The following is a 21,059-nucleotide window of genomic DNA, read 5'->3' on the forward strand; positions in this document are numbered from 1 at the left end:
AGGCATTCGGAGCATCCGCATGAACACCGCCTCTCAAACCCCGACCGCTGGTCCGTCGGTTCGTTTTTTTGTCCTGCTGGCGCTGGGCTCGGTCCAGACGCTGGCGGGCGCCGCCAGCGAGACATCGATCGACCTCCCGACGGTCTATGTCACCACCGCGACCCGCACCCTGCACGACATCACCACCGCCCCGGCGCCGATCCAGTTGATCGACTCCGCAGATGTCAAGGCGGCGGGCGCAACCACGCTGCGTGGCATACTCGATCTGGCGCCCGGACTCTATGTCAGCCCCTCCGGAACCAACTTGCAGATCCGTGGCCTCGGCGGATCGGATACGCTTTATCTTCTGGACGGACGCCGGATCAAGGGCGAGTTCAGCAACACCTTCGAGCTGGAGCGCATCGCCGCCTCCATGATCGACCGCATCGAGATCGTGCGGGGTCCGGCCAGCATGCTCTACGGCGCCGACGCACTGGGCGGTGTGGTCAACATCATCACCAGGCGCCCGGCGGCCGGGCTGGAGGGCGGCGTCGATACCCAGTACGGGGCCAACGACCGGGGCGATGGCGCGCGCGGCATGCTCGCGGCGGATCTGCGGGGCGGGAACGAAACGCTGAATTTCAGCTTCTATGCCAGCCATCTGCATCGCGACCCCTATGCCGAGCGCGAGACGGCGCAGGTGACCGTGCCTCAATCCGGGGTTCAGATCGCGCCCTCCAGGCATCCCAATGCGAAGATCAAAAAGGGGCTCGCGGACAGCTATGCGGTCGATGTGGATTACCGCGACCAGGCCGATGTGGACACCATCGGCGGCGCGCTCGAATGGCAGGCGACCCCCGATGTCAGGCTGACGCTGGATCTCAACGCGATGCGCGAGGAACGCGAGGGCACCTATATCAGCAGCCGCTACGCGACCAATATCCTGGCCGCCGGCAAGGCGATCCAGGCGGCGAACATCCCGGCGCGCCAGTATGACGACAACGAACGGCTGGATACCGCCCTGACGCTCGACTGGTCGCTGCTCGACACGCTCGATCTGCGCTATCGCCTGCACCACAGCCGCTACGACAAGGATCGTGTGGTCTATGCCGTCCACTATGCCGATCTGGGCTACACCACCCGCAATGACTCGGCCAGCTCAATCAACGAATCCACCATGACGCAATGGGTCAACGAGCTGACCAGCGTCTGGCGACCGGGCGCGAACCATACCCTGGTCGGCGGTCTGGAGCACCGCGACAACGACGTGGAATCCACTGCCTACGATGTCGACGCGCGCACCTTCGATTCGGCCTTCCTGCAGCATGAGTGGCAGATCCTGCCGAGTCTGAATGCGGTCTATGGAGCGCGCTACGATGACGACTCGGTCGGCGGTTCGCATCTGTCCTTCCAGGCCGGCGGCATCTGGACGCTTTCGCCGCTGGCGCGACTGCGCGCGAACTTTGCCCAGGGCTACAAGGCGCCGGATGATCGCAGTCTCTATGTCGACCAGGTCAATCCGCAGGGTGTCCCCATGCTCGGCGCCGAGGTCATCAATCCGGACCAGGGCAAGACCAGCGCCCACAGCCTGGATCCCGAATCAAGCGATACCTTCGAGATCGGCCTGGCCGGCGGGGCCGCGACCTGGGACTACGGCGTCACCCTCTTCCACACCAGCGTCACGGATCGCATCGAAACGGTGCGCGAGGGCAGCGGCCAGTTGACCTACAACACCTTTCGCAATATCAGCGAGGCGCGCATCCAGGGTGTCGAAACGGAAGGGTCGATCAGTCTGACCCCATCGCTGCGGGCCCGCGCGGCCTTCACCCGCTTCAACGCCGAGAACCGCGAGACCGGCGATCCGCTGCTCAACACCCCCGAGACCCTCGCCAGTCTGACCCTCGATTACAACCGCGCGGACTGGCTCCTGCAAACCATCGTCAGCTATGCAGGCGAACAGGACTACTCCGGGCGCAACGGCACCGAAACCGCCGCCGGCTACACCCTGGTCCATCTCAAGGCGAGCTATACGCCGCCGATGCTGGCCGGCGTGGAGGTCTACGGCGGCATCGACAACCTGCTCGACGAGAAGATCGATCCCGGTCTGGGCTCGGATCCCGGCCCCTATGCCTATCTCGGCGTGCGCTACACCTTCTGATCCATCAAGCGAGCAAGCCATTCATGACATCGAGAGCCCATCGCCGATCCCGACAGCGGCCCGCCCGCTGTGGCGCACGTCTTGCCCGGACGCTGGTGCTATGCACGGCCCTGGGTCTGCCAGCCGGCGCGCTGGCGGAGGAATCCGGAACACGCATGCCGGTCAACCTGCCAGAGGATGACAGAGAACATCTCCTGGAGGAGATGCGGGGGTTCCTGGTCTACACGACGGCGACCCTGAACGCGGCCATCGAGGGCGACATGACGACCGTTCAGCGACTGGCTGAACAGGTGCGTCCGCCGCTCGAACGGGCGCGGATGCTGGCGTCCGGGGATCACTCGCCCGCGCCACCGATGACTGAGCGGAACAGCGCCCCGGCGCCGGCGGACGATGGTCGCCGTCATCATCCCAGTCGCTTCGAGCGCATGCGGCGCAATCTTCCGCAACCCTTCCGCGTCATGATGCTCCAGATGCGCGAGGGCATCGCCGAGGTCGGTCGCGATGCGGTGACACGCAACGACCCGCTGCACAGCCTGCGACAACTGCATCGGGTGCAGGAGGTCTGCATCGCCTGTCATCAGGCTTACCGGCTGGAGTCGGGCAGCCCCGATGCAGCCGGACAGCCCTGAGCGGAACATTGGGCGCGACGGTTGCACGGCTGGAAAGCGATAGCACCTGACAACTCGTAAAATGCCCGCCATCCAAGTCGATCAACTCGCGCACCGCTATCGTCACCGGAACTGAACTGACCCCATGACCGCCCGACTCGCCCGTTTCTCGCTGCTGCTGCTCGTCGTCTTTCTGCTCGCCGTCTGGCTGCCCCAGCTCAAGGGATTGCTGTTCGAATACCGCTTTGGCAAGACCCAGCTCTTCTACAGCCCGGTGATTGAGCGCTTCGTCTATACCGAACTGCTCGACGAGGGGCACCAGTTCGTCTATCGCGACCAGGACGGCAGGGACTACAGCCGCGAGGAATTCGAGACACTCATCCCCTTCATCGACTACAGGAACATGGAGCCTTGGGGCCGGCTGCCGCTCAAGCTGGGCGGGCGCACCTTCGACAAGGCGGCCATCGTCGCCGAACGCCAGGTGATGGAACTCAAACCCGATGAGCTGCCGGAGCACGCACCGCGCATCCCGCTCTTTCCGCTGCTCGAATCCAGACCAGCGCGCGCGGGACTGACCTTTCCGGAGGACATCCTGAGACCCGGTGAGCGGCTCGGCTTCATCGACAGCGATACCAACCGGCTCAATCCCGAACTGACCGCGACCTTTACCCAGGCGCTCGAACACGCCGGGTTCCGCTTCCCGGTCCAGGCCAGTTTCGGGCGCGTCTCCATCCTCAGGCCCTTCGATGCCGGTTACTTCCTGCTCGATGCGTCGGGTGCGCTCTTTCATCTCAGACGCATCGACGGCGCTCCCGACATCAAACCGGTGCCCCTGCCCCAGGGGATGGACGTGCGTCACATCCAGGTCGCCGAGAATCCGCGACGCGAATTGAGCGGACTGCTGCTGACCGAAGACGGACGGATCTTCCTCATGGCCGAGCAGAACGACACCCTGATCCCCCTGGATCTGCCTGGCTATCGCCCGGACAGCATGGAGCTGAAGATCCTCTTCGATCCGCTCCAGCGCACCGCGATCTATTCCGACCGGACGACCATCCACGCCGTCGCCATGAACCGCGACTTCCAGCCGATCGATCGGTATTCACGCCGGGTGACGATGGCGCAGCCGCGCCTGATGGATCGGATCTGGGAAATCCTGGTCCCTTTCGATGTGGCGCTGCGCGACCCCGACAGCCGTTATCTGGGCCTGAGCCCCCGCTTCCACGGCCTGGCGGCCGGCATCGGCATCGCCTTTTCGCTGCTCCTGGCCCTGGAGGTGCTGCGGCGGCGCGACATCCCGCCAAACCGGGCCAGGGGGGATCTCTTACTTGTTGTCCTCAGCGGTCTTTATGGCCTGCTCGCGCTCATCCTGATCCCGCCCGAGCGCAGCCGCGAAACCTGACGCCATGTCGTTGTCGTAATCGAAGATTCGCAGCCGACGATTACGACAACGACAACGAACAACACGATTAGAGACGGTCTCGGCGCATCTGCACAGGCTGCACTAATCGCCCTTGATGGCTCGCTCCGCACCAGTCACCCGCGCCCCGCGCAGGGCATGGACCAGCACCCCGAGCGTGGTGCCGTTGTGCAGCAGGGCACTGGCGACAGGTGAGAGCCGTCCCAGCACGGCACCGGCCATGATGGCGGTGTTGATCCCCACCGTGGCATTGAAGTTGGTGCGGATGACACGCAGAGTGCCCTGCGCAATCTCGCAGGCATCGGCGACGGCGAACAGACGGTCGTCGGTCAACACGATGTCGGCGCTGGCCCGCGCCAGATCGGCCCCGCGTGACATGGCGATACCGACATCGGCGGCAACCAGGGCCGGGCCGTCATTGATGCCGTCGCCGACGAAGCCGACCCTGCGACCCTCGCGCTGAAGCGCGGTGATGAGGGCGGCCTTCTCCTCGGGACGCACCTCGCCGTGGACCTGGTCGAGCCGCAGCGTCCGACCCAGCGCCTCAGCCTTCTCCTGACGATCACCCGAGATCATCACCAGCCGGTCGATACCGAGTGTGCGCAGCCGCCGCAGGGTCGCCTCGGCGTCCGCGCGCAGGGTGTCGCGCAGGGCGATCAGACCCAGGGGGCCGCGCTCGCTGGAGATATAGAGGAGTGTCTTGCCCTCTGCCAGCAGACTGGCGATCTGCGGTTCGTGGGGCTCGAAGCCGATGCCCTCATGCTCTTCCAGATAATGGCGGCTGCCCACGATGATGCGCCAGCCATCGAGCTGGGCGCTCAGACCGTGGGCGACCATGTAGTCCACTTCGCCATGCGAGATGTGTTGCAGATCGCGTTCACGCGCCGCCTCGACGACCGCCTGCGAGAGCGGATGGGTCGCGTGCTCTTCGACCGAGGCAACCACGGCCAGCAGCGCCTCTTCGGACTGGGCGTGCCGGGGATCGAGCACGATGACATCGGTAACCTCCAGCTCGCTGCGGGTCAGCGTCCCGGTCTTGTCGAACACCAGGGTGTCGATCCCGGCCAGGCGTTCCATGGCCTCACCGCCTTTGATGAGGATGCCGTGATTGGCGGCGCGGTAGAGTCCGGACTTGAAGGCCATCGGGGTGCCGAGCTTGAGGGCGCAGGAATAATCGACCAGAAACACCGACTGCACCCGGGTCAGATCACGCGTGAAGGCGTAGACGGCGCCAGCCGACACCAGGGTGAGATAAACGCGCTGGTCAGCAAGCTCATCGGCCAGACGCTGGGTGTCGGATGCCTGATCAAGCGATTCCTGAATGAAGCGGGCGATGCGGGCGGTCGTGGTGTCATCGCCGACCCGGGTGGCGGTTATGCGCAACCGTCCCTCGACCAGCACCGAACCGGCGACCACGCGCCTGGGCGCCTCGCGCGCCACCGGCACATCCTCGCCGGTGACGGCGGACTGGTTGACCAGGGCCATGCCATCGACGACATACCCATCGACCGGGATGGTCTCGCCGACGCCCACGACCAGGATCTCGCCGAGACGGACCTGATCGCCCGGCACCTGCACGAGCTGGCCGTCACGTTCGACCCAGGCCAGCGTCGGCGCCGGACGCAGCAGACGTCGCAGCAGGCGGTCGGACTGCTGCTGGGTACGCTCTTCCAGATACTCGCCAAGGGTGAGCAGAAAATCGGTGATATTGGCGGTGTAGAGCTTGCCCCGACTCGCCGAGAGACCAACCGCCAGGGCGTCCAGCACCTCGACCTTGACGCCCCGGTGGATCAGTGTGTCCGCCCCCTTGAGCAGCTTGGCGCCGATGTTCAGGAGGGTCGCGACACGCTGGGCCGGACGCGGCAGCAGCGGCAGCAACAGAATGGTCACGACGCTTCTGACCAGAGGGGTGACGGCCGGATCGTCCGAGGTTTCCGGCGTGCTGCCCGACCCATGCTGCGGTTTGAAGGCGGCGAGCCGCGCAAGCAGCGGGGCGCGTGCAAGCCGACGGGGATCGTAGTCGATGACGAGGCTGCATGCGCTGCGGTTGATGCGCACATCCTCGACACCGTCCTGCGCCTCAAGCCAGTAGCGCACGGGCTCTGCGACCCCGGGGCCGGCAAGCTGCGGGAGGCGCAGGCGCAGACGTCCGGGCAGGTCATGGAGAATGTGGTAAGAGATAGAGGTCATGATGCCCTCGCCTGCTGGCGGTCAACCACCAGCGATCAGTCATTCGAGAGCGGCTTGCCCCGCGCGCAAGGCCCGCGAGGCCGCCGCATGCACAGCCAGGATCGCAACGGCGGCGCCGTTGCGTGCGAGGGTCAGTGGCTGCAAGCGGGAAACTGAGTGACGCGACTCAATTCCGCTTATTTTCAAGCCCGCCTATTTTCAAGCCCGCTTGTTTTCAATCCTTCTTGTTTTGCTGCTCGCTGTAATGCATCTCCGCCACGGCATCGCCGAAGCGTTCCTTGACCTCTTCGACCCCGCCCTGCAGCAGCGACCAGGTCTTGACGATGCTTTTGATGGCGGTGCGCTGCACCTGCTCATTGGTCACGAGATAGGTCACGGCGGCGCCAATCAGCAGACCTTTGAGGAAACGGTCGTTCGGCATGCTGAACAGCGAGGGACTGGTCTGCTGTTGCGGGTAGTAGGCCGGATAGGCGTAGGGATAGGGCTGGCCCATCCCCTGCGCCTGACCCTGGCCCGGATAAGCGCCTGCGGATTGGCCGGTGCCCGGCTGGGGCTGGGCTGACTGCGGCTGATAATAATGCTGGCTCATACTGAATCTCCAGAAGTGGCTTGAGGCATGGTTCCGTCGTGGGCGGCAGCGGGCTGACGAGTGTTGCGCCGTTTGGCGAGACCGCGCAGAAAGAGCACCAGAGCGGCCCCAGCCAGAAAGCCGCCGGCACCCTCGACGAGCTTCTTTGTGACCCCATGACGGCGCTGCTGTTGGGATGGGTGGCTCATGATCGATCCCCGCTGTCTGACAGGCGACTGTGAATACCATAGACAACCGCCGTGCCGACCAGGAACATCAGCCCCAGCCGGGCCAGACCCTGGTCGGCAAAACTGTTGGCGATGGCTCCGGCGGCGGCGGTCGCCAGACCGGCGGTGACCGCCGCTTTGCCGGTCTCGGCCAGGGCCGCCCCGGGTGTCTGGTGACCGGCCTGAAAATGCCGGATCTGCCGCGCGGCGGCGGCGCTGCCGCCAACGATGGCGCCCATGGTCGCCAGGCGCATCAGGGTGGCGCAATCCGGCCCGCTCTGGGGCTGAACCATGTGAGGCACGCCAACCGGGGACGGGGCATACACTGGATTATCGCTGCTCATTTGCCCGACTCCGGTCGATTGTCATTTTCCTTGCCGTTACCGGACTTGAAAAGCGCCTGCTGCACCGAGTCACTGGTCAGCAGCAGCACCGCCGCCGCCCCCACCAGAGCGCCCTTCCAGAAATCCGGATCGTCGAAATTCAGCATCCTGGACAGCGTGGACAGACCATTGCCGCCGCTGGCAACCTCCTCCATCAGATCGCTCACACGAGGACCAGGGGCATTCCCGGCGCCCGGCGCCGCACCATAGGCGTATCCCTGGTGCATGCCCGGTGGTGGATACATGCCGGGCGGCGGGTACATGCCCGGTGGCGGATACATGCCGGGCGGCGGGTACATTCCCGGTGGCGGGTACATGCCGGGCGGCGGTGGCGCATAGCCGCCATAGCCCCCTTGATGCATCGTCGCGCCCTGATGCGGAGCAGAATCATGACCGCGCGATGTTGCGCCGTCCCATTGACCGCCCACCCCGCCCTGGGGCGCTCCAGTCTGATCGGCGGGGGCGCCTGCTTCGGGTCGCCAGTGTCCGCGCATCGCCTCTGATGCGCCGTCCTGCCCCTGAGCCTCCCGACTGGAACCCGACTCCGACGCGCCATCCACACCCGCGCCCCTTTGATACTCACTCATGCTGGATTCTCCGTTGACCTCGTGGTGATCGCCCTGTCGCGACGCCCGACATGTTATTAGAGATAAGATGGATTTTCATTACCATTATAAATATCTCTGCAATGCGCGCAATGGGTCGGTCCGAACCGACATCAACCTGAACAGCGTCGCGCCGGGCGTCGTTGGTCACCGCAAGGTTCGCCCATCCTTGAAACAGAGCATGTCACGCCAGACAGCGTCAGCGGGCCAGCTTCAGCAGTGCATCCAGATCCAGACACGCCTCGCAGTGATCGGCGAGGGCGTCCAGCGCGGCCTCGATCCGGGCCTCGAAGTCGATCCGGGCGGCCTGCGCCCCGGCCTGTTCCAGCCAGTGCGCGCGAAAGGCGTCCGCGCCGAAGATCCCATGCAGATAACCGCCCATGACCCGCCCGTCTGCGGTCATGGCGCCTTCGGGGCGCGTCTCGCCCCTGCCGTCGTCGAGCAGCAGCCAGGGGCGATCCAGTCCGGGGCCGCTGGTGCGCCCCATGTGCATTTCATAGCCGGTGATGCGGCAACCGCTGCGCTGCTCCTGGCCGTCGATCTCGATCAGCCGCTTGTCGCCACCGATCTCGGTCTCGATATCCAGAAGGCCCAGTCCAGGCGTCTCGCCCGGTTCGCCCTCAATGCCCAGCGGGTCACGCACGACACGGCCAAGCATCTGGAAGCCGGCGCAGAGTCCGACCACGCGACCGCCCCGGCGCACATGGGCCAGGATATCGATGTCCCAGCCCTCGCGGCGCAGAACCTCCAGATCGGCGCGGGTGGCCTTGGATCCGGGCAGGATGACGACGTCGGTTTCAGCGGGGATCGGCTGCCCCGGCTCGATCCAGCGCAGATTGACGGCGGGTTCAGCGGCGAGCGGATCCATGTCGTCGAAGTTGGCGACACGCGACAGACGCAGGATGACGACATTGAGCGTGCCGCCGGTCGTCTCGGCCGGACGCGCCAGCGCCAGTGAGTCCTCGGCGGGCAGGCGGCCCGCGTCCTCGAACCAGCGCACCATGCCCAGGAAGGGCCAGGAGGTGTGTGCAGTGATGGTTTCGCAGGCCGGCTCGAAGAGCGAGAAATCGCCGCGAAACTTGTTGACGATGTAGCCGACCACCCGCTCCCGATCCGCCTGGTCGAGCAGGAGCCAGGTGCCGACCAGCGAGGCCATGGTGCCGCCTTTGTCCAGATCGCCGAGCACCACCACCGGCACCCCGGCGCGTTCGGCGAAGTGCATGTTGGTGATGTCGCTGCGGCGCAGATAGACCTCGGCGCCGCTGCCCGCGCCCTCGACCAGCACCAGATCGGCCTCGGCGCACAGCCGCTCGAATGAATCGAGCACCGCCGGCATCAGTCCCTGACGCATCTCGTGATAGACCCGCGCCGGGCAGTTGCCGAGCGCACGCCCCCGCAGCACCACCTGCGAACCGATATTGGTCTGCGGCTTGAGCAGCACCGGGTTCATGTGGATCGAGGGCGCGACCCCGCAGGCTCGCGCCTGGAGCGCCTGGGCGCGACCGATCTCGCCGCGCGGCGGCTCACCGTCGGGACCGGGCGGGGCATCGGTGTCGATGGTGACGGCGGCGTTGTTGCTCATGTTCTGCGCCTTGAAGGGGCGCACGACCAGCCCGCGACGGGTATAGGCGCGACAGAGTCCGGCCACCAGCATGCTCTTGCCCACGTCCGAGGCGGTGCCCTGGATCATGAGCGCGCGCGCGCGGCGCGGGCCGTGGTCTTGCAGTGGCGGCAGATCGATGGTGATGGTGGGAGTGGAATCGGTCATCGGTTCAGTCTCGAAACGAAAAGGCCCGTATTCACCATCTTTGGCGAATACGGGCCGAATTAAAGATTCATCATCTAAACCGCGTCAGCGCCGACGTTTGTTCGTTGCCGGTGAGACCGGACCAAGGCGCAAATGCCGCAGATCACACTGGACGCGGTTTAGATCAGGCGTTCTCGTACTGCTTGACCTGCTCCTCGGTCATCTGCTCCGTGCCACCGCCACAAGCCTTGGGGCCGCCACCGCACGCCTGGGGCGCGGCACCGACCGCGCTGATGACCGCCGGACGCTTGGCCGGAGGCGCCTTTTTCCAGGCGTTGTGATCCGGCTCGACGATCTTGGATCTGGACTTGTCGTAGTCGAATTTAATGAGCTTCTTGAACAGCGGACCCCAGTAGTTCTGCTTGCCCAACTGATAGAAGCGACGCTCCATGGCGCTCTTCAGGAACGCCTTGATACAGCCGATCAGATAACGGCGGCGGAAGGGATCCTTCACCCAGGGATACTGGAAGAACATGCGCCGCATGTAGAAGCGCCGATAGTTGGCCATGACCCCGTCGAGCAGCTCGGCACGGTCGATCTTGTCGGGCTTCATGATCGGCGAGACGAAGTTGTACTTGGAATAGTCGAAGACCTCGACCTTGTCGCCCATCTCGGCAAACATGTCGGAGAAGGGCCAGGGGGTGTACATCGACCAGTTGGCCATGTCCGCGCCCCAATCCATGACCATCTGATAGGTCTCTTCCAGGGTCTCGCGGGTCTCGTTTTCCAGACCGACGATAAACTGCGCCTCGGTGACGATGCCGTTCTTCTGCAAGAGCTGGATGGCACGCTTGTTCTGCTCGATCGTGGTCTCCTTGACGAAGCGATCCAGATTGAGCTGCGCGGCGGCCTCGGTGCCGAGCGAGATATGCACCAGACCCGCCTTGCGGTAGAAGGGCAGCAGATCCTCGTCGCGCATGACGTCGGTGACGCGGGTGTTGATGCCCCAGTGGATGCCGAGATCGCGGTCGATCAGTTCCTGACAGAACTCGACGAACTTCGCCTTGTTGATCTGCGGCTCTTCGTCGGCGAGGATGAAGAAACCGACGCCGTGAACCTTCACCAGCTCTTCGATCTCATCGACCATGCGCTTGGGATCGCGCACCCGGTAGTCACGCCAGAACTTCCATTGCGAGCAGAAGCTACAGGTGAAGGGGCAGCCACGCGCCATGTTGGGGGTCGCAACCGGCACGCCGAGCGGGATGTAGATGTACTTCTTCCACTCCAGGATGCCCCAGTCGGGCCAGATGGAGTCCACATCCTTGATCGAGGGCTCGGCCGGGGTGGCGATGACCTGATTGTTGTCGTCCAGATAGGCGATGCCGTTGATTTTCTCGCGCTCGGCCGGCCAGCGGCCCTCGTCGATGGCGCGCACCAGATTCAGAGTGACGGCCTCGCCCTCGCCGCGCACGATGACATCGATCCAGGGTGCCTCGCCCAGCACCTGCTGGAACATGAAGGTGCCGTGGATGCCGCCGAGCACGGTGATGGCGTTCGGGTGCTCTTCCCTGGCGATCTGCAACACGCGCTGCGCGGTGTAGATCATCGGTGTCATCGCCGTGGTGGCGATGATATCGGGCTTGGCGTCACGGATGGCTGCGCGCAGTTGGTCGTCGTCCAGTTTGTCCACCAGGGCGTCGATGAACTGATAGTCTTGGTAGCCACCCGACTTCAGATAGCCCGCGATATAGGCAACCCAGGCCGGCGACCAGTTGCCAGCGATATCGGCGGCGCCGGCGCTATAGTTTGGATGGACAAAAAGGATTCGCATTCGTCAGCTCCGGGTTTTCGACAAGGATCAGTCATCAGCCAGAGATGACTTTACACCGATGGCAACAGAGAGGCCACAGGCGGAGCGGGCCGCATCAGGCAGGCCAACCCTGGGTTCTTGTCTTGAATAGGGATGTGTGTCTTGATCGACCGATGCGCTTGAAGCGGTTGCGCGCCCGTATTGCGGTTAACCGGCAGAGTCACAGGGATGACCCCGACCCGCCAGCCAAAGTCAAACAGCGTGACAGCCAGGATCCGGTCAGCGTCTTGCTGATCGCGCGTGCGACGGGGCGCCGCCCGCTGCCGCAACAGTTCGCCTGAGTTGAGCCCGTAGTCAATCACGGGCGCGATGATAGACGATAGCCAGCGCTTCGCGCTAGTACAGTGGCGCAGGGTGCCTGCGCCATCACTCAACCTCTGCGGACGAAGCAGGTCTCCAGCCGAGTGCAAGCGGGTCGTCCGGGTCGATGTGCGACATGAAGGTCTGTCTGCGATCCTGATTGGTGACCTGATAGATGAGCCCCATCCAGTTGCCGACCACACCTTCGGCGGTGTCGTGCCAGGTATTGTGGAGCCGGGGGATGAGATGGTCTTCCGGAAAGGCCGGGGGTTCGCGCCCCTGCTCCAGCGCGTCCAGCGTCTGGTCGCGATGCTCGTCCAGAATGGCGCGCGATTGCAGGCCGAAATAGTTGCCCGGAAAGGGTGGATAGTCCGCCCGTGCGCCGCTGACGAAGCCTTTGACCTCGCGCTTGTACTCTTTCAGCAGGGAAATGATGTCGTACTCGGGATGCCCCTGGAAAAACACCTGCCTGAATCCATCCGGGCTGACCGCCAGATGCACCCCGGCGTCTTCGCTCTCGGCCAGCACATGCAGACCGGCGGACTCGAACTGCGCGCGGCCGATGTCGTTGAAGCGTGAGTGAGGCACATCGAAGCGGGTGTTGACATCGCTGACCAGCGGATGCGAACGCACCAGCACCCGATGCGGATAGACGCCCCAGCATTTGGCCGGCAAAGGCTGGCGTCGCTGACCATACCGAAACTGCATCACGGCATGGGTGGCGAGACAGGAACAGAGCGTCGAACAGACATTGTCATAGGCCCAATCGACGACCTCGATCAGCGGCTGCCAGAACGGTTCATGGGAGAGATCGGGACCGGTGACATTGGCGCCGGTGATAATGAGCGCATCCAGCCCTTCCGCCCGAATCTGCTCGAAGGACTCGTAATAGCGATCGATATAGGCCCGACGTTCGGGGCCGCGCTCCAGACCATCGAGCGTGAAGGGATGGACATAGAACTGGGCGATCTGATTGCTCTGTCCGATCAGCCGGAAGAACTGACGCTCGGTGGCCGCCAGCGCCGCATCCGGCATCATGTTGAGCAGACCGATATGCAGCTCGCGGATGTCCTGCTGCAAGGCGCGGTCGGGATCGAGGATCTGCTGACCCTCCGCGCGCAGACGGGCGAAGGTCGGGAGGTCGTTATGGGCGACGATCGGCATGGTTGAGAGTCCTGGCGCTCAGGCGGCCGCGTCGCGTGCGATCGCCGATTCGATCAATGACAGAAAATCCCGCTCGTCGCGCACCTGCGCGACATCCTCCGACGAGACCGTATAGCCATGCGGCCGCGCAATCGCCTCGTAACGCGGCACCCGCGAATGGAAGAGACGCGGAAAGACCCAGCGGGTGAAATCGTCCGGTTCGATCTCGGCGACATAGCTCAGACGGCGCTCGGCCAGATAGTCCGCAATCGCCGCCTTCAGGAATTCCGCACGGTAATAGAGCGGCTTGGGATCGGCCTGAGCGCGCTGGATCAGCTTGATCTCGTCCGCCTCCGGCACCCGGATATAGAGGATCAGACTGTGGCGGGCGAGCAGATCGATGACGCGCGGCTCATCGAGTTCGCACAGACTGCCGCCGACATCATTGACCAGATGCGGATAGCTGTAGATCTCCTGCGCCTTGCGCACGAATTCCGGCACATCGAGCATGGCGGCGATCTCGGCCTCGCGATAGAGCGCCTGACGGCGGCTGAATTCATCCAGCGGCAGGCCGCCCAGTTCGGGGTTGCCGAGCTTGCCGATGAAACTCAGCACCGGTCCCAGATCATGCACCTTGATGATGTTGCGGATGGTGATCCAGTCGCGCCGCAGGAGGTCGCGCAGAAAGGGATCGCGCATCGCCCGCGCCTTGATGAGATCCAGGATCGGCTCATCCAGATAACGGGTGCCGATACGGTAGTCGCCCGAGTAATGGAACCAGTCGCTGCGGCGCAGCATGGCCGAGAGATAGGTCTTGCCGACCCCGGACATGCCGAGCAGGGTCACGCATTTGTGCTTCCAGGCACGGAATTCATCGACGGTGAACTTCAAGGGTGAAACTCCTGCAAAGGGAGACGCCGGTCGTCAGGGGGCTGGATGGTAATGCAGCACGCGCATGGCTGACCAGATCATTCCTGGTTCGCGCGCAGACAATGCACCACCCGCGCATCGTTCAATCGCGTCTCGCCGGGATAGCTGCGTGCGCAGGCGTCAATGGCAACCGGACAGCGGGGGTGGAAGTGGCAGCCCGGCGGCGGATGACTCGGTGAGGGCATGTCTCCCTCCAGCCGGATGATCTCGCGACGCCGATCCGCGTCGATCACCGGCACCGCCGACAGCAGCGCGCGGGTGTAGGGATGACGCGGATCGTCCAGCACCACGTCCACCGGCCCCTGCTCCACCACGCGCCCCAGATACATGACCGCCACCTCATGGGCCAGATAGGCGACCACTGAAATGTTATGGCTGATGAAGAGATAGGCCAGCCCGAGACGCTCCTGCAAATCTTTGAGCAAATTGAGAATCTGCGCCTGGACCGAGACATCCAGCGCGCTGGTCGGCTCGTCGCAGATGATGATTCTGGGTTCCACCGCCAGCGCGCGGGCGATACAGATGCGCTGTCGCTGACCGCCGGAGAACTCATGCGGATAGCGGTTTGCCGACGCGGGATCCAGACCGACCAGTTCCAGCAGTTCGGCCACCCGACGCATCCGTCCGGCACGGCGCGGCTCGATACCGAGCGCCTGCAAGCCCTCGCCGACGATGTCCCCGACCAGCATGCGCGGGTTCATGGCGGCATAGGGATCCTGGAAGATGATCTGCAAGTCCTTGCGGATGGTGCGCATCCGGCGATGCCCTAGGCCGATGAGTTCGCGGTCGCGATAGCGGATCGATCCACCCGTGGGCTGGACCAGTTGCAGGATGCCTTTGCCTGCCGTGGTCTTGCCGCAACCGGACTCGCCCACCAGCGCCAGGGTGCGACCGGCCCGCAAGTCGAGCGAGACCCCATCGACCGCCCGCACCTGCCCGACCACACGCCGCAGAATGCCGCGATGAATCGGGAAATGGACCTTCAGATCCGTGGCGCGCAAGAGGATGCCATTCCCCGCAGCAGGATGCCGGTCCGATTCACCCTCACTGGCTCCGGACGCTGCCGACTGCCAACTGCCAACTACCGACTGAAGACTGTCCGCCCAGAGATGACAGCGCACCCCCTGCCCTGCCCCGATCTCAAACCAGCCCGGCGTCTCCTCGCGACAGACCGGCATCACCGACTGACAGCGATCCGCGAAACGGCAGCCCTGGAAGACGCGATCCAGCGGCGGCACCCGCCCCGGAATCACCGCCAGCCGACCGCTGCGCCTGTCCGCGCTCGGCAGGCTCTCCATCAGCCTGCGGCTGTAAGGATGCGCGGGTCTGGCGAAGAATCCGGCCACGGTCGCAGTCTCGACGATCTGACCGGCATACATGACCGCCAGCCGGTCGGCGGTCTCGGCGACCACGCCCAGATCGTGCGTGATGAGCAGCACCGCCAGACCGGTGTCGCGCTGGAGATCCTTGAGCAGACGCAGCACCTGAGCCTGGATGGTGACATCCAGCGCCGTGGTCGGCTCGTCGGCAATCAGGATCTGCGGATCGCCGGCCAGCGCCATGGCGATCATGACACGCTGCTTCATGCCGCCGGAAAGCTGATGCGGATACTCGCCCGCCCGCTGCGCCGGATCCGGAATGCCGACCGCACGCAGCAGCTCAACCACCCGTTCCGGCACCTGCGCACGCGAGCAACCCGCATGAACCCGTACCGCCTCGGCGATCTGCGCCCCGACCGTCAGTACCGGATTGAGCGAGGTCTGGGGTTCCTGGAAGATCATGGCGAGCCGCCCGCCGCGCACCGCGCGCATCTCGGTTTCGGTCAGACGCAGCAGATCGGTGCCGCCGAGCCGGACCGACCCGGCGAGGATGCGCCCGGACGGTGGCAGGAGACGCATCAGGGACAGCGCGGTCATGGATTTGCCGCAGCCCGACTCGCCGAGCAGCGCAAGGGTTTCGCCGGCCTGGAGGTGCAGATCCAGACCATCGACCACACGCAGCGGCTGCGCGGCTGCGCCGAGTTCGGTCGTCAATCCTTCAACTTGAAGCAGGGTGTCGGTCATATCTGTCGCCAGTCATCAAATCCCGCGCAAACGCGGATCGAAGGCATCCCGCACCACGTCGGCGAAGAGATTGGCCGCCAGCACCAGGGTGAACATGAACACAAAGGCGGCAGTCAGGGACCACCAGACCACTGGGTCGCGCGCCAGTTCGAGCCGGGCGCTGTTGATCATGTTGCCCCAGGAATTCATGGTCGGATCGACGCCGATGTTGACATAGGACAGAACGGCCTCGGCCAGTACCAGTCCGCTGAAATCCAATACCAGTGTGATGAGTACGATGTGCATCACGTTCGGCAGGATATGCCGGCCAATGATGGTGGCGTGACCGACGCCCAGCGCCGATGCGGCCTGGACATAATCGACTTCGCGCAGTTTCAGCGCCTCGCCGCGCAGCAGCCGGCACAGCCCGGTCCAACTGGTGACACCCAAGATCAGACAGAGAAAGAGCAGCCGCAGATCGGCGCGCTCGACCAGACTGGTGAAGTCCTCGGCATGATTGCTCATGTAGACCTGGAGCATGAGGATGGCGGCGGCGATCAGCAGCACGCCCGGAATCGCATTCAGTGTGGTGTAGAGATACTGGATGACATCGTCCACCCAGCCCCGGAAATAGCCGGCGGCGATGCCGAGCAGGATGGCGGCGGGCAGCATCACCAGGGTGGTGAGTGTGCCGATCAGCAGCCCGGTGCGGATGCTCTTGAGGGTCTGGAAGAAGACATCCTCACCGACCTTGTCGGTGCCCAGGATGTGGTATCTGGCGGCCAGCTCCCCGGCAACAAAACCAAGGATCAGCAGCAGACCGAGCATCGACAGCGCGGTGAGCCAGGGGATCGGGGTGCGTCCGGCGCGGATCGCGGTCCAGGTCTGCTCCATGAGCTCCCCGCGCCGACGGGCGATCAGCCACAGGATGGCGAACGCCGTCAGCACCCAGAAGACCAGCCCTTTCAACATACCGAGCATGGCGGTGAAAAGGATGTCGGCCCCGCGCTGGGTGGCCGGGTCGGCCAGATGGCTCCCGCCGTGCTCCAGTCGCGGGAAATCGCGGATCACACTGCCGTCGGGCTGTTCGATAGCCTCCTTGACAAAGAGATGGGTGGCGAAGGGCGCCGAATAGGTCTTTTCCTGACGCTCGCGCAGTCCGCTCAGGGCCAGATCAAGCAGGCTCAGGATCTCGGGGGCGTACTGGGGTGCGGCGCTTGAATCAGCGGGCGTGTCGAGCTTGAGCCGGACATGCACCGTATCCAGCAGACCCACCATTCCGTAGGCGGACAGCACGACCAGCATCGCCACCCCGACCCGGGATTGCACCACCCGTCGCCAGGGCGCGCGCAGATGCTCATGACGCGCGGCATAGAGACCGAACAGCAGTCCCAGCGCAATCAGCAGGAAGACCAGCGCATCGGTCCAGAGGACGACCGGCATCAGCGGCATGACGGCACCCTCATTGCAATCTTACCCGTGGATCCACGAGGGTATAGGAGATGTCGGTCAGGATCAGGCCCAGGATATAGAGCACGGCCCCCAGGAACACCATGGCGCGCACGATGGCGAAGTCCTGATTGCTGATGGCGTCGATGGTGTAGCTGCCGAGTCCGGGGATGCCGAAAAAGGACTCGGTAATCAAACTGCCCATGAACAGCAGCGGCAGCACCACGACCACGCCGGTGAGAATAGGGATGAGCGCATTGCCCAGCACATGCCGGAAGAGCACCAGCCGCTCGCTCAGACCCTTGGCGCGTGCGGTGCGTACATAGTCCTTGCCGACCTCTTCCAGAAAGAGCGTGCGATACCAGCGGGTGCCCGCGCCGATGCCGCCGATGACCCCGACGATGACCGGGAGGATCAGGAATTTCCAGGCATGCAGACCCGTGTCATAGCCCGAGATGGGCGCCAGATGGAAGACCTTGCTCAGCAGAAACTGACCGCCGATGATGTAAAACAGACTGGAGATGGACAGCATGGCGACCAGCAGCACCACACTGCCGATATCGACATAGGTCGCGCGGAAAAAGACGATGAAGAGCGCATAGCTGATATTGAAGGCCAGACCGACCAGCAGCACCGGCACCGCGATGGCGAGGCTCGGCCACATGCGCTGTGAGATGTCGTAACCGATGTCGCGCCCGTCGTCGGACGAACCGAACTGGAAGGCGAAGAGGCGCGCCGATTTCTCGAAGAAAATGGTCTCGGTCAGACGTGCCATACCGCTGGCCTCGGCGTTGTAGAGCAGCGGCCTGTCATAGCCATGCGCTGCCTTCCAGCCCTGGACGGCCTCCTCGGTCACGCGCTTTTCGCCCAAGTGCATCCGCGCCATGTCGTCCGGCGAATTGACCACGAAAAACAGCACAAAGGTGAGCAGGTTGACGCCGATCAGAATCGGCACGGCATAGAGCAGTCGGCGCAGGATATAGGCGGTCACAGCGCGGTACTCCGTTCACGGCGGCGCACCAGCCACCAGGCCGGCACGATCAGCAATACCAGCAGACCGGCGCCGGCCCACAGCGGCCAGAGGATCGGTCGATTCCAGTCGTGACGCAGTTGCTCGCGCAACGCTGGATCGATCCGGCGATATTTGAGCGTGTTGTTGGCCATCTGATTGGGATGAGCGTTGTGCATCCATTGATGATGCAGGCTGAACGCCTTGGGATGGAAGCCCCAGATCCAGGGCGCGTCGGTGCGTGCGATTTCCACCAGACGGTCGAGAATCGCCTGACGCTCGGGACCATCCTCCATGAATTTCATCTCGTCGAACAGACGGTCAAACTCGGGATTGGCATAATTGGCCGCGTTCTCGCCCTGATATTTGACCTTGCCATGCGGCCCGTAGAGCAGGAACAGAAAATTCTCGGGGTCGGGATAATCGGCGTTCCAGCCGAACATGAAGACCTGTCCGGTGCCGTTGCGCAGCTTGTCCTGAAAACGGTTGTAGTCGGTGGAACGGATCACCAGTTCGATGCCGAGCTTGGCGAACTGCTTGCGAATCCAGTTCAGCCGGGCCCGATCATCCGGTCCAGTGGCGACCGCCTCATAATTGATCGTGAGCGCACGCCCGGTTTCTCGATCCATCCCGCCCGGATAGCCGGCCTGCTCCATCAGCACCCGCGCCTCGTCGAGACTGCGGCGCACCGCGTGACCCTGACGCCATTCATAGACGAATGGATTGATCCCCGACTCGCCCTCGCGATGGCCAAAAATGCCCGGCGGGATCGGGCTCTGCGCCACCAGGCCGCGTCCATTCGCAAAAATGGAAATGAACTCCTCAAAATCGACCGCGATGGAGATCGCCCGGCGCAGGAGTCGCGCGCGCGGCGAATCGCCGCCGATCACCGGATCGAGCATGTTGAAGCCCAGGTAAAAAATCGACGGCTCGACCGAGGTCAGGAGCGAAATCCCCTGCTCGCGCATCGCCTCGGTCAGGATCGGTTCGCCCTGGCTGTCGATCTGAATGGCCTGATCGAAGGCATCGGACGAAATGCCCGAGCTGTCGTAATAGCCCTGAAGAAATTTGTTCCAGCGGGGAATGCTTTCTTTTTCCAGACTGTAGATCGCGTGATCGATCAAGGGCAGCGGCTTGCCCGCATCGTCCAGAATGCCGGATTCGCGGTCACCCGGCATGCCTTCGGTCGGATAGGTTTCGCCGTGGAAATGCGGATTGCGCGTCAGCACCATGCGCAGATTCGGGTTGTTTTCGCTCAACATGAAAGGCCCGGTGCCGACCGGGTACCAGTCGAGCGTGATGTTGCGCTCGGCCATGCCCGGCTGGGCATAGAAGACCTCGGCCTCCCAGGGCATGGGCGCAAAAAAGGGCATCGCCAGCCAGTAGGCGAATTGCGGATATTTGCCGGTGAGGCTGATGCGGAAGCTGTAGCGGTCCAGCGCCTCGACGCCTTCCAGGCTGGATGCGCGCAGGGTTGCGATCTGCTCCAGAGGCGCCTGCCCTGCGGCGGTTGCAAGCTGCTCGGCGAGCGCCTGAAAACCACGGATATGCTGCTGCATCAGGCCCGCGATGGGTGAGTGTGTCCAGGGTGCGGCCAGACGCTTGATCTGATAAACGAAATCCTCGGCAGTCAGCTCGCGGGAGCCGGTCTCGGGGAAATCGGCCAATCGATTGATGCCGGTCAGATCAGACGGACTGAGTGCGTGATAACGATGACGACCCTCTGCATCCACCGCAAAGGCCGGGTGCGGCTGGAAGCGGATACCCGGCTGGATGCGGATCAGATAGTCGCTGCGCGCGATCTCGCTCGCAGGCGCATCTGCTGGCAGGGGGTTGCCCGCCGCGTCGAAATAACTCGGCACCGGCACCTCGACGGCGGAGAGCGGGGTCAACCGATAGGGTCGCAGCAGAAAGTGATACTGGAGCGGCGGCTCGTAGATCTGCGCCAGAAAGACGTTTTCGTTGACGCTGTAGGAGCGTGCCGGATCCAGATGTTTGGGGCGTTCGTCGAAGGAGCTGTAAACCGTCTGGCTGACGGCATCGGTTGCCGGATAGGGGCTATTCCAGGACGCGTCACCGCAGCCGCTCAGAAGAATCAGCAGACTGAGCGCAGACATCAGCCTGCTGCCACGCAAACCTTTTTTGCTCGAACCCGTCCCGCTCAAACCATTCGCTCCCGCTTCGCCCTTTCGCCGGAATACAAGTTTCGGTACTGTTAAACCGCGTCCAGAGCGAGAAACTAAGTGTCGGGCCAGTTCGACGTTTGGCGCATTCACGAATCCCGACGGGGACGCGGTTTAAAATTTTATATTTTTCAATATTTTAAATCGCGCCAGATCCCACGGTCGTCGATGTTGTCAAGGTCGATCCAAACTAAAAGCATCGCCCATCGCATTGGGCGCGGTTTAAAGCGTGCAATGCTTTCGCCTCG

Annotated in this window: 16 protein-coding genes; 3 read left to right on the forward strand and 13 right to left on the reverse strand. The window is 63.8% G+C overall.

Annotation, left to right across the window (positions count from 1 at the left end; genetic code table 11):
• The first annotated feature begins 19 nt into the window (after window positions 1-19).
• The 3 genes from EDC35_RS01765 (at window position 20) to EDC35_RS01775 (ending at window position 4,147) form a co-directional block, all read left to right on the forward strand.
• Entirely contained in the window at window positions 20-2,137 is a 2,118-nt protein-coding gene (locus tag EDC35_RS01765; RefSeq protein WP_132975126.1) for a TonB-dependent receptor plug domain-containing protein, read from the forward strand.
• Between the two features lie 23 nt (window positions 2,138-2,160).
• The gene (locus EDC35_RS01770; RefSeq protein WP_132975128.1) at window positions 2,161-2,766 is read left to right on the forward strand and encodes a hypothetical protein; all 606 of its coding nucleotides are present in this window, start codon (window positions 2,161-2,163) and stop codon (window positions 2,764-2,766) included.
• Window positions 2,767-2,890: 124 nt separating this feature from the next.
• Complete coding sequence (locus EDC35_RS01775) at window positions 2,891-4,147, forward strand: DUF4857 domain-containing protein (protein ID WP_132975130.1); 1,257 nt, start codon at window positions 2,891-2,893, stop codon at window positions 4,145-4,147.
• Window positions 4,148-4,249: 102 nt separating this feature from the next.
• Here EDC35_RS01775 and EDC35_RS01780 read toward each other — a convergent pair whose 3' ends face one another.
• From EDC35_RS01780 to EDC35_RS01840, 13 genes are all read right to left on the reverse strand, one after another.
• Complete coding sequence (locus tag EDC35_RS01780) at window positions 4,250-6,355, reverse strand: heavy metal translocating P-type ATPase (protein WP_132975132.1); 2,106 nt, start codon at window positions 6,353-6,355, stop codon at window positions 4,250-4,252.
• Window positions 6,356-6,569: 214 nt separating this feature from the next.
• Window positions 6,570-6,944: a hypothetical protein gene (locus EDC35_RS01785; protein WP_132975134.1), complete on the reverse strand. Its 375-nt coding sequence runs from the start codon at window positions 6,942-6,944 to the stop codon at window positions 6,570-6,572.
• Window positions 6,941-7,132 (reverse strand): carbon monoxide dehydrogenase, encoded by a 192-nt coding sequence (locus EDC35_RS01790; RefSeq protein WP_132975136.1) that lies wholly within the window; start codon window positions 7,130-7,132, stop codon window positions 6,941-6,943. Before EDC35_RS01790 ends, EDC35_RS01785 begins: the two co-directional genes overlap by 4 nt.
• Window positions 7,129-7,494, reverse strand: a complete 366-nt coding sequence (locus EDC35_RS01795; protein WP_132975138.1) for a magnetosome protein MamC family protein — start codon at window positions 7,492-7,494, stop codon at window positions 7,129-7,131. The genes EDC35_RS01790 and EDC35_RS01795 overlap by 4 nt, the downstream gene beginning before the upstream one ends.
• Entirely contained in the window at window positions 7,491-8,120 is a 630-nt protein-coding gene (locus EDC35_RS18640) for a hypothetical protein (protein WP_207896049.1), read from the reverse strand. Before EDC35_RS18640 ends, EDC35_RS01795 begins: the two co-directional genes overlap by 4 nt.
• Before the next feature lie 217 nt (window positions 8,121-8,337).
• On the reverse strand, window positions 8,338-9,906 hold the full coding sequence (locus EDC35_RS01805) for a cobyric acid synthase (RefSeq protein WP_132975140.1): 1,569 nt from the start codon (window positions 9,904-9,906) through the stop codon (window positions 8,338-8,340).
• A 163-nt stretch (window positions 9,907-10,069) separates the two neighbouring features.
• A complete protein-coding gene (bchE, locus tag EDC35_RS01810) occupies window positions 10,070-11,716 on the reverse strand; it encodes a magnesium-protoporphyrin IX monomethyl ester anaerobic oxidative cyclase (RefSeq protein WP_132975142.1) in 1,647 nt (548 codons plus the stop codon).
• 405 nt (window positions 11,717-12,121) lie between these two features.
• The gene (metA, locus tag EDC35_RS01815; protein ID WP_132975144.1) at window positions 12,122-13,219 is read right to left on the reverse strand and encodes a homoserine O-succinyltransferase MetA; all 1,098 of its coding nucleotides are present in this window, start codon (window positions 13,217-13,219) and stop codon (window positions 12,122-12,124) included.
• Between the two features lie 18 nt (window positions 13,220-13,237).
• On the reverse strand, window positions 13,238-14,089 hold the full coding sequence (locus EDC35_RS01820) for an ATPase (RefSeq protein ID WP_132975146.1): 852 nt from the start codon (window positions 14,087-14,089) through the stop codon (window positions 13,238-13,240).
• 77 nt (window positions 14,090-14,166) lie between these two features.
• Complete coding sequence (locus tag EDC35_RS01825) at window positions 14,167-16,191, reverse strand: ABC transporter ATP-binding protein (RefSeq protein WP_132975148.1); 2,025 nt, start codon at window positions 16,189-16,191, stop codon at window positions 14,167-14,169.
• Between the two features lie 15 nt (window positions 16,192-16,206).
• Entirely contained in the window at window positions 16,207-17,622 is a 1,416-nt protein-coding gene (locus EDC35_RS01830; RefSeq protein WP_132975150.1) for an ABC transporter permease, read from the reverse strand.
• Between the two features lie 10 nt (window positions 17,623-17,632).
• Window positions 17,633-18,610, reverse strand: coding sequence for an ABC transporter permease (locus tag EDC35_RS01835; protein WP_132975152.1), 978 nt, complete (start codon window positions 18,608-18,610; stop codon window positions 17,633-17,635).
• On the reverse strand, window positions 18,607-20,745 hold the full coding sequence (locus EDC35_RS01840) for an ABC transporter substrate-binding protein (protein ID WP_132975154.1): 2,139 nt from the start codon (window positions 20,743-20,745) through the stop codon (window positions 18,607-18,609). Before EDC35_RS01840 ends, EDC35_RS01835 begins: the two co-directional genes overlap by 4 nt.
• Between the last annotated feature and the right edge of the window lie 314 nt (window positions 20,746-21,059).

The sequence above is a fragment of the Thiobaca trueperi genome, assembly GCF_004342175.1.
In the GTDB taxonomy this organism is placed as follows: domain Bacteria; phylum Pseudomonadota; class Gammaproteobacteria; order Chromatiales; family Chromatiaceae; genus Thiobaca; species Thiobaca trueperi.

What these genes read in the sequence shown, in the direction of transcription:
- EDC35_RS01785 (WP_132975134.1), bottom strand. Translation starts at nt 6,944, where the DNA reads ATGAGCCAGCATTATTATCAGCCGCAGTCAGCCCAGCCCCAGCCGGGC.
- EDC35_RS01775 (WP_132975130.1), top strand. Translation starts at nt 2,891, where the DNA reads ATGACCGCCCGACTCGCCCGTTTCTCGCTGCTGCTGCTCGTCGTCTTT.
- EDC35_RS01790 (WP_132975136.1), bottom strand. Translation starts at nt 7,132, where the DNA reads ATGAGCCACCCATCCCAACAGCAGCGCCGTCATGGGGTCACAAAGAAG.
- EDC35_RS01795 (WP_132975138.1), bottom strand. Translation starts at nt 7,494, where the DNA reads ATGAGCAGCGATAATCCAGTGTATGCCCCGTCCCCGGTTGGCGTGCCT.
- EDC35_RS01825 (WP_132975148.1), bottom strand. Translation starts at nt 16,191, where the DNA reads ATGACCGACACCCTGCTTCAAGTTGAAGGATTGACGACCGAACTCGGC.
- EDC35_RS01840 (WP_132975154.1), bottom strand. Translation starts at nt 20,745, where the DNA reads ATGTCTGCGCTCAGTCTGCTGATTCTTCTGAGCGGCTGCGGTGACGCG.
- EDC35_RS01780 (WP_132975132.1), bottom strand. Translation starts at nt 6,355, where the DNA reads ATGACCTCTATCTCTTACCACATTCTCCATGACCTGCCCGGACGTCTG.
- EDC35_RS01765 (WP_132975126.1), top strand. Translation starts at nt 20, where the DNA reads ATGAACACCGCCTCTCAAACCCCGACCGCTGGTCCGTCGGTTCGTTTT.
- metA (WP_132975144.1), bottom strand. Translation starts at nt 13,219, where the DNA reads ATGCCGATCGTCGCCCATAACGACCTCCCGACCTTCGCCCGTCTGCGC.
- EDC35_RS01770 (WP_132975128.1), top strand. Translation starts at nt 2,161, where the DNA reads ATGACATCGAGAGCCCATCGCCGATCCCGACAGCGGCCCGCCCGCTGT.
- EDC35_RS01805 (WP_132975140.1), bottom strand. Translation starts at nt 9,906, where the DNA reads ATGACCGATTCCACTCCCACCATCACCATCGATCTGCCGCCACTGCAA.
- EDC35_RS18640 (WP_207896049.1), bottom strand. Translation starts at nt 8,120, where the DNA reads ATGAGTGAGTATCAAAGGGGCGCGGGTGTGGATGGCGCGTCGGAGTCG.
- bchE (WP_132975142.1), bottom strand. Translation starts at nt 11,716, where the DNA reads ATGCGAATCCTTTTTGTCCATCCAAACTATAGCGCCGGCGCCGCCGAT.
- EDC35_RS01830 (WP_132975150.1), bottom strand. Translation starts at nt 17,622, where the DNA reads ATGCCGCTGATGCCGGTCGTCCTCTGGACCGATGCGCTGGTCTTCCTG.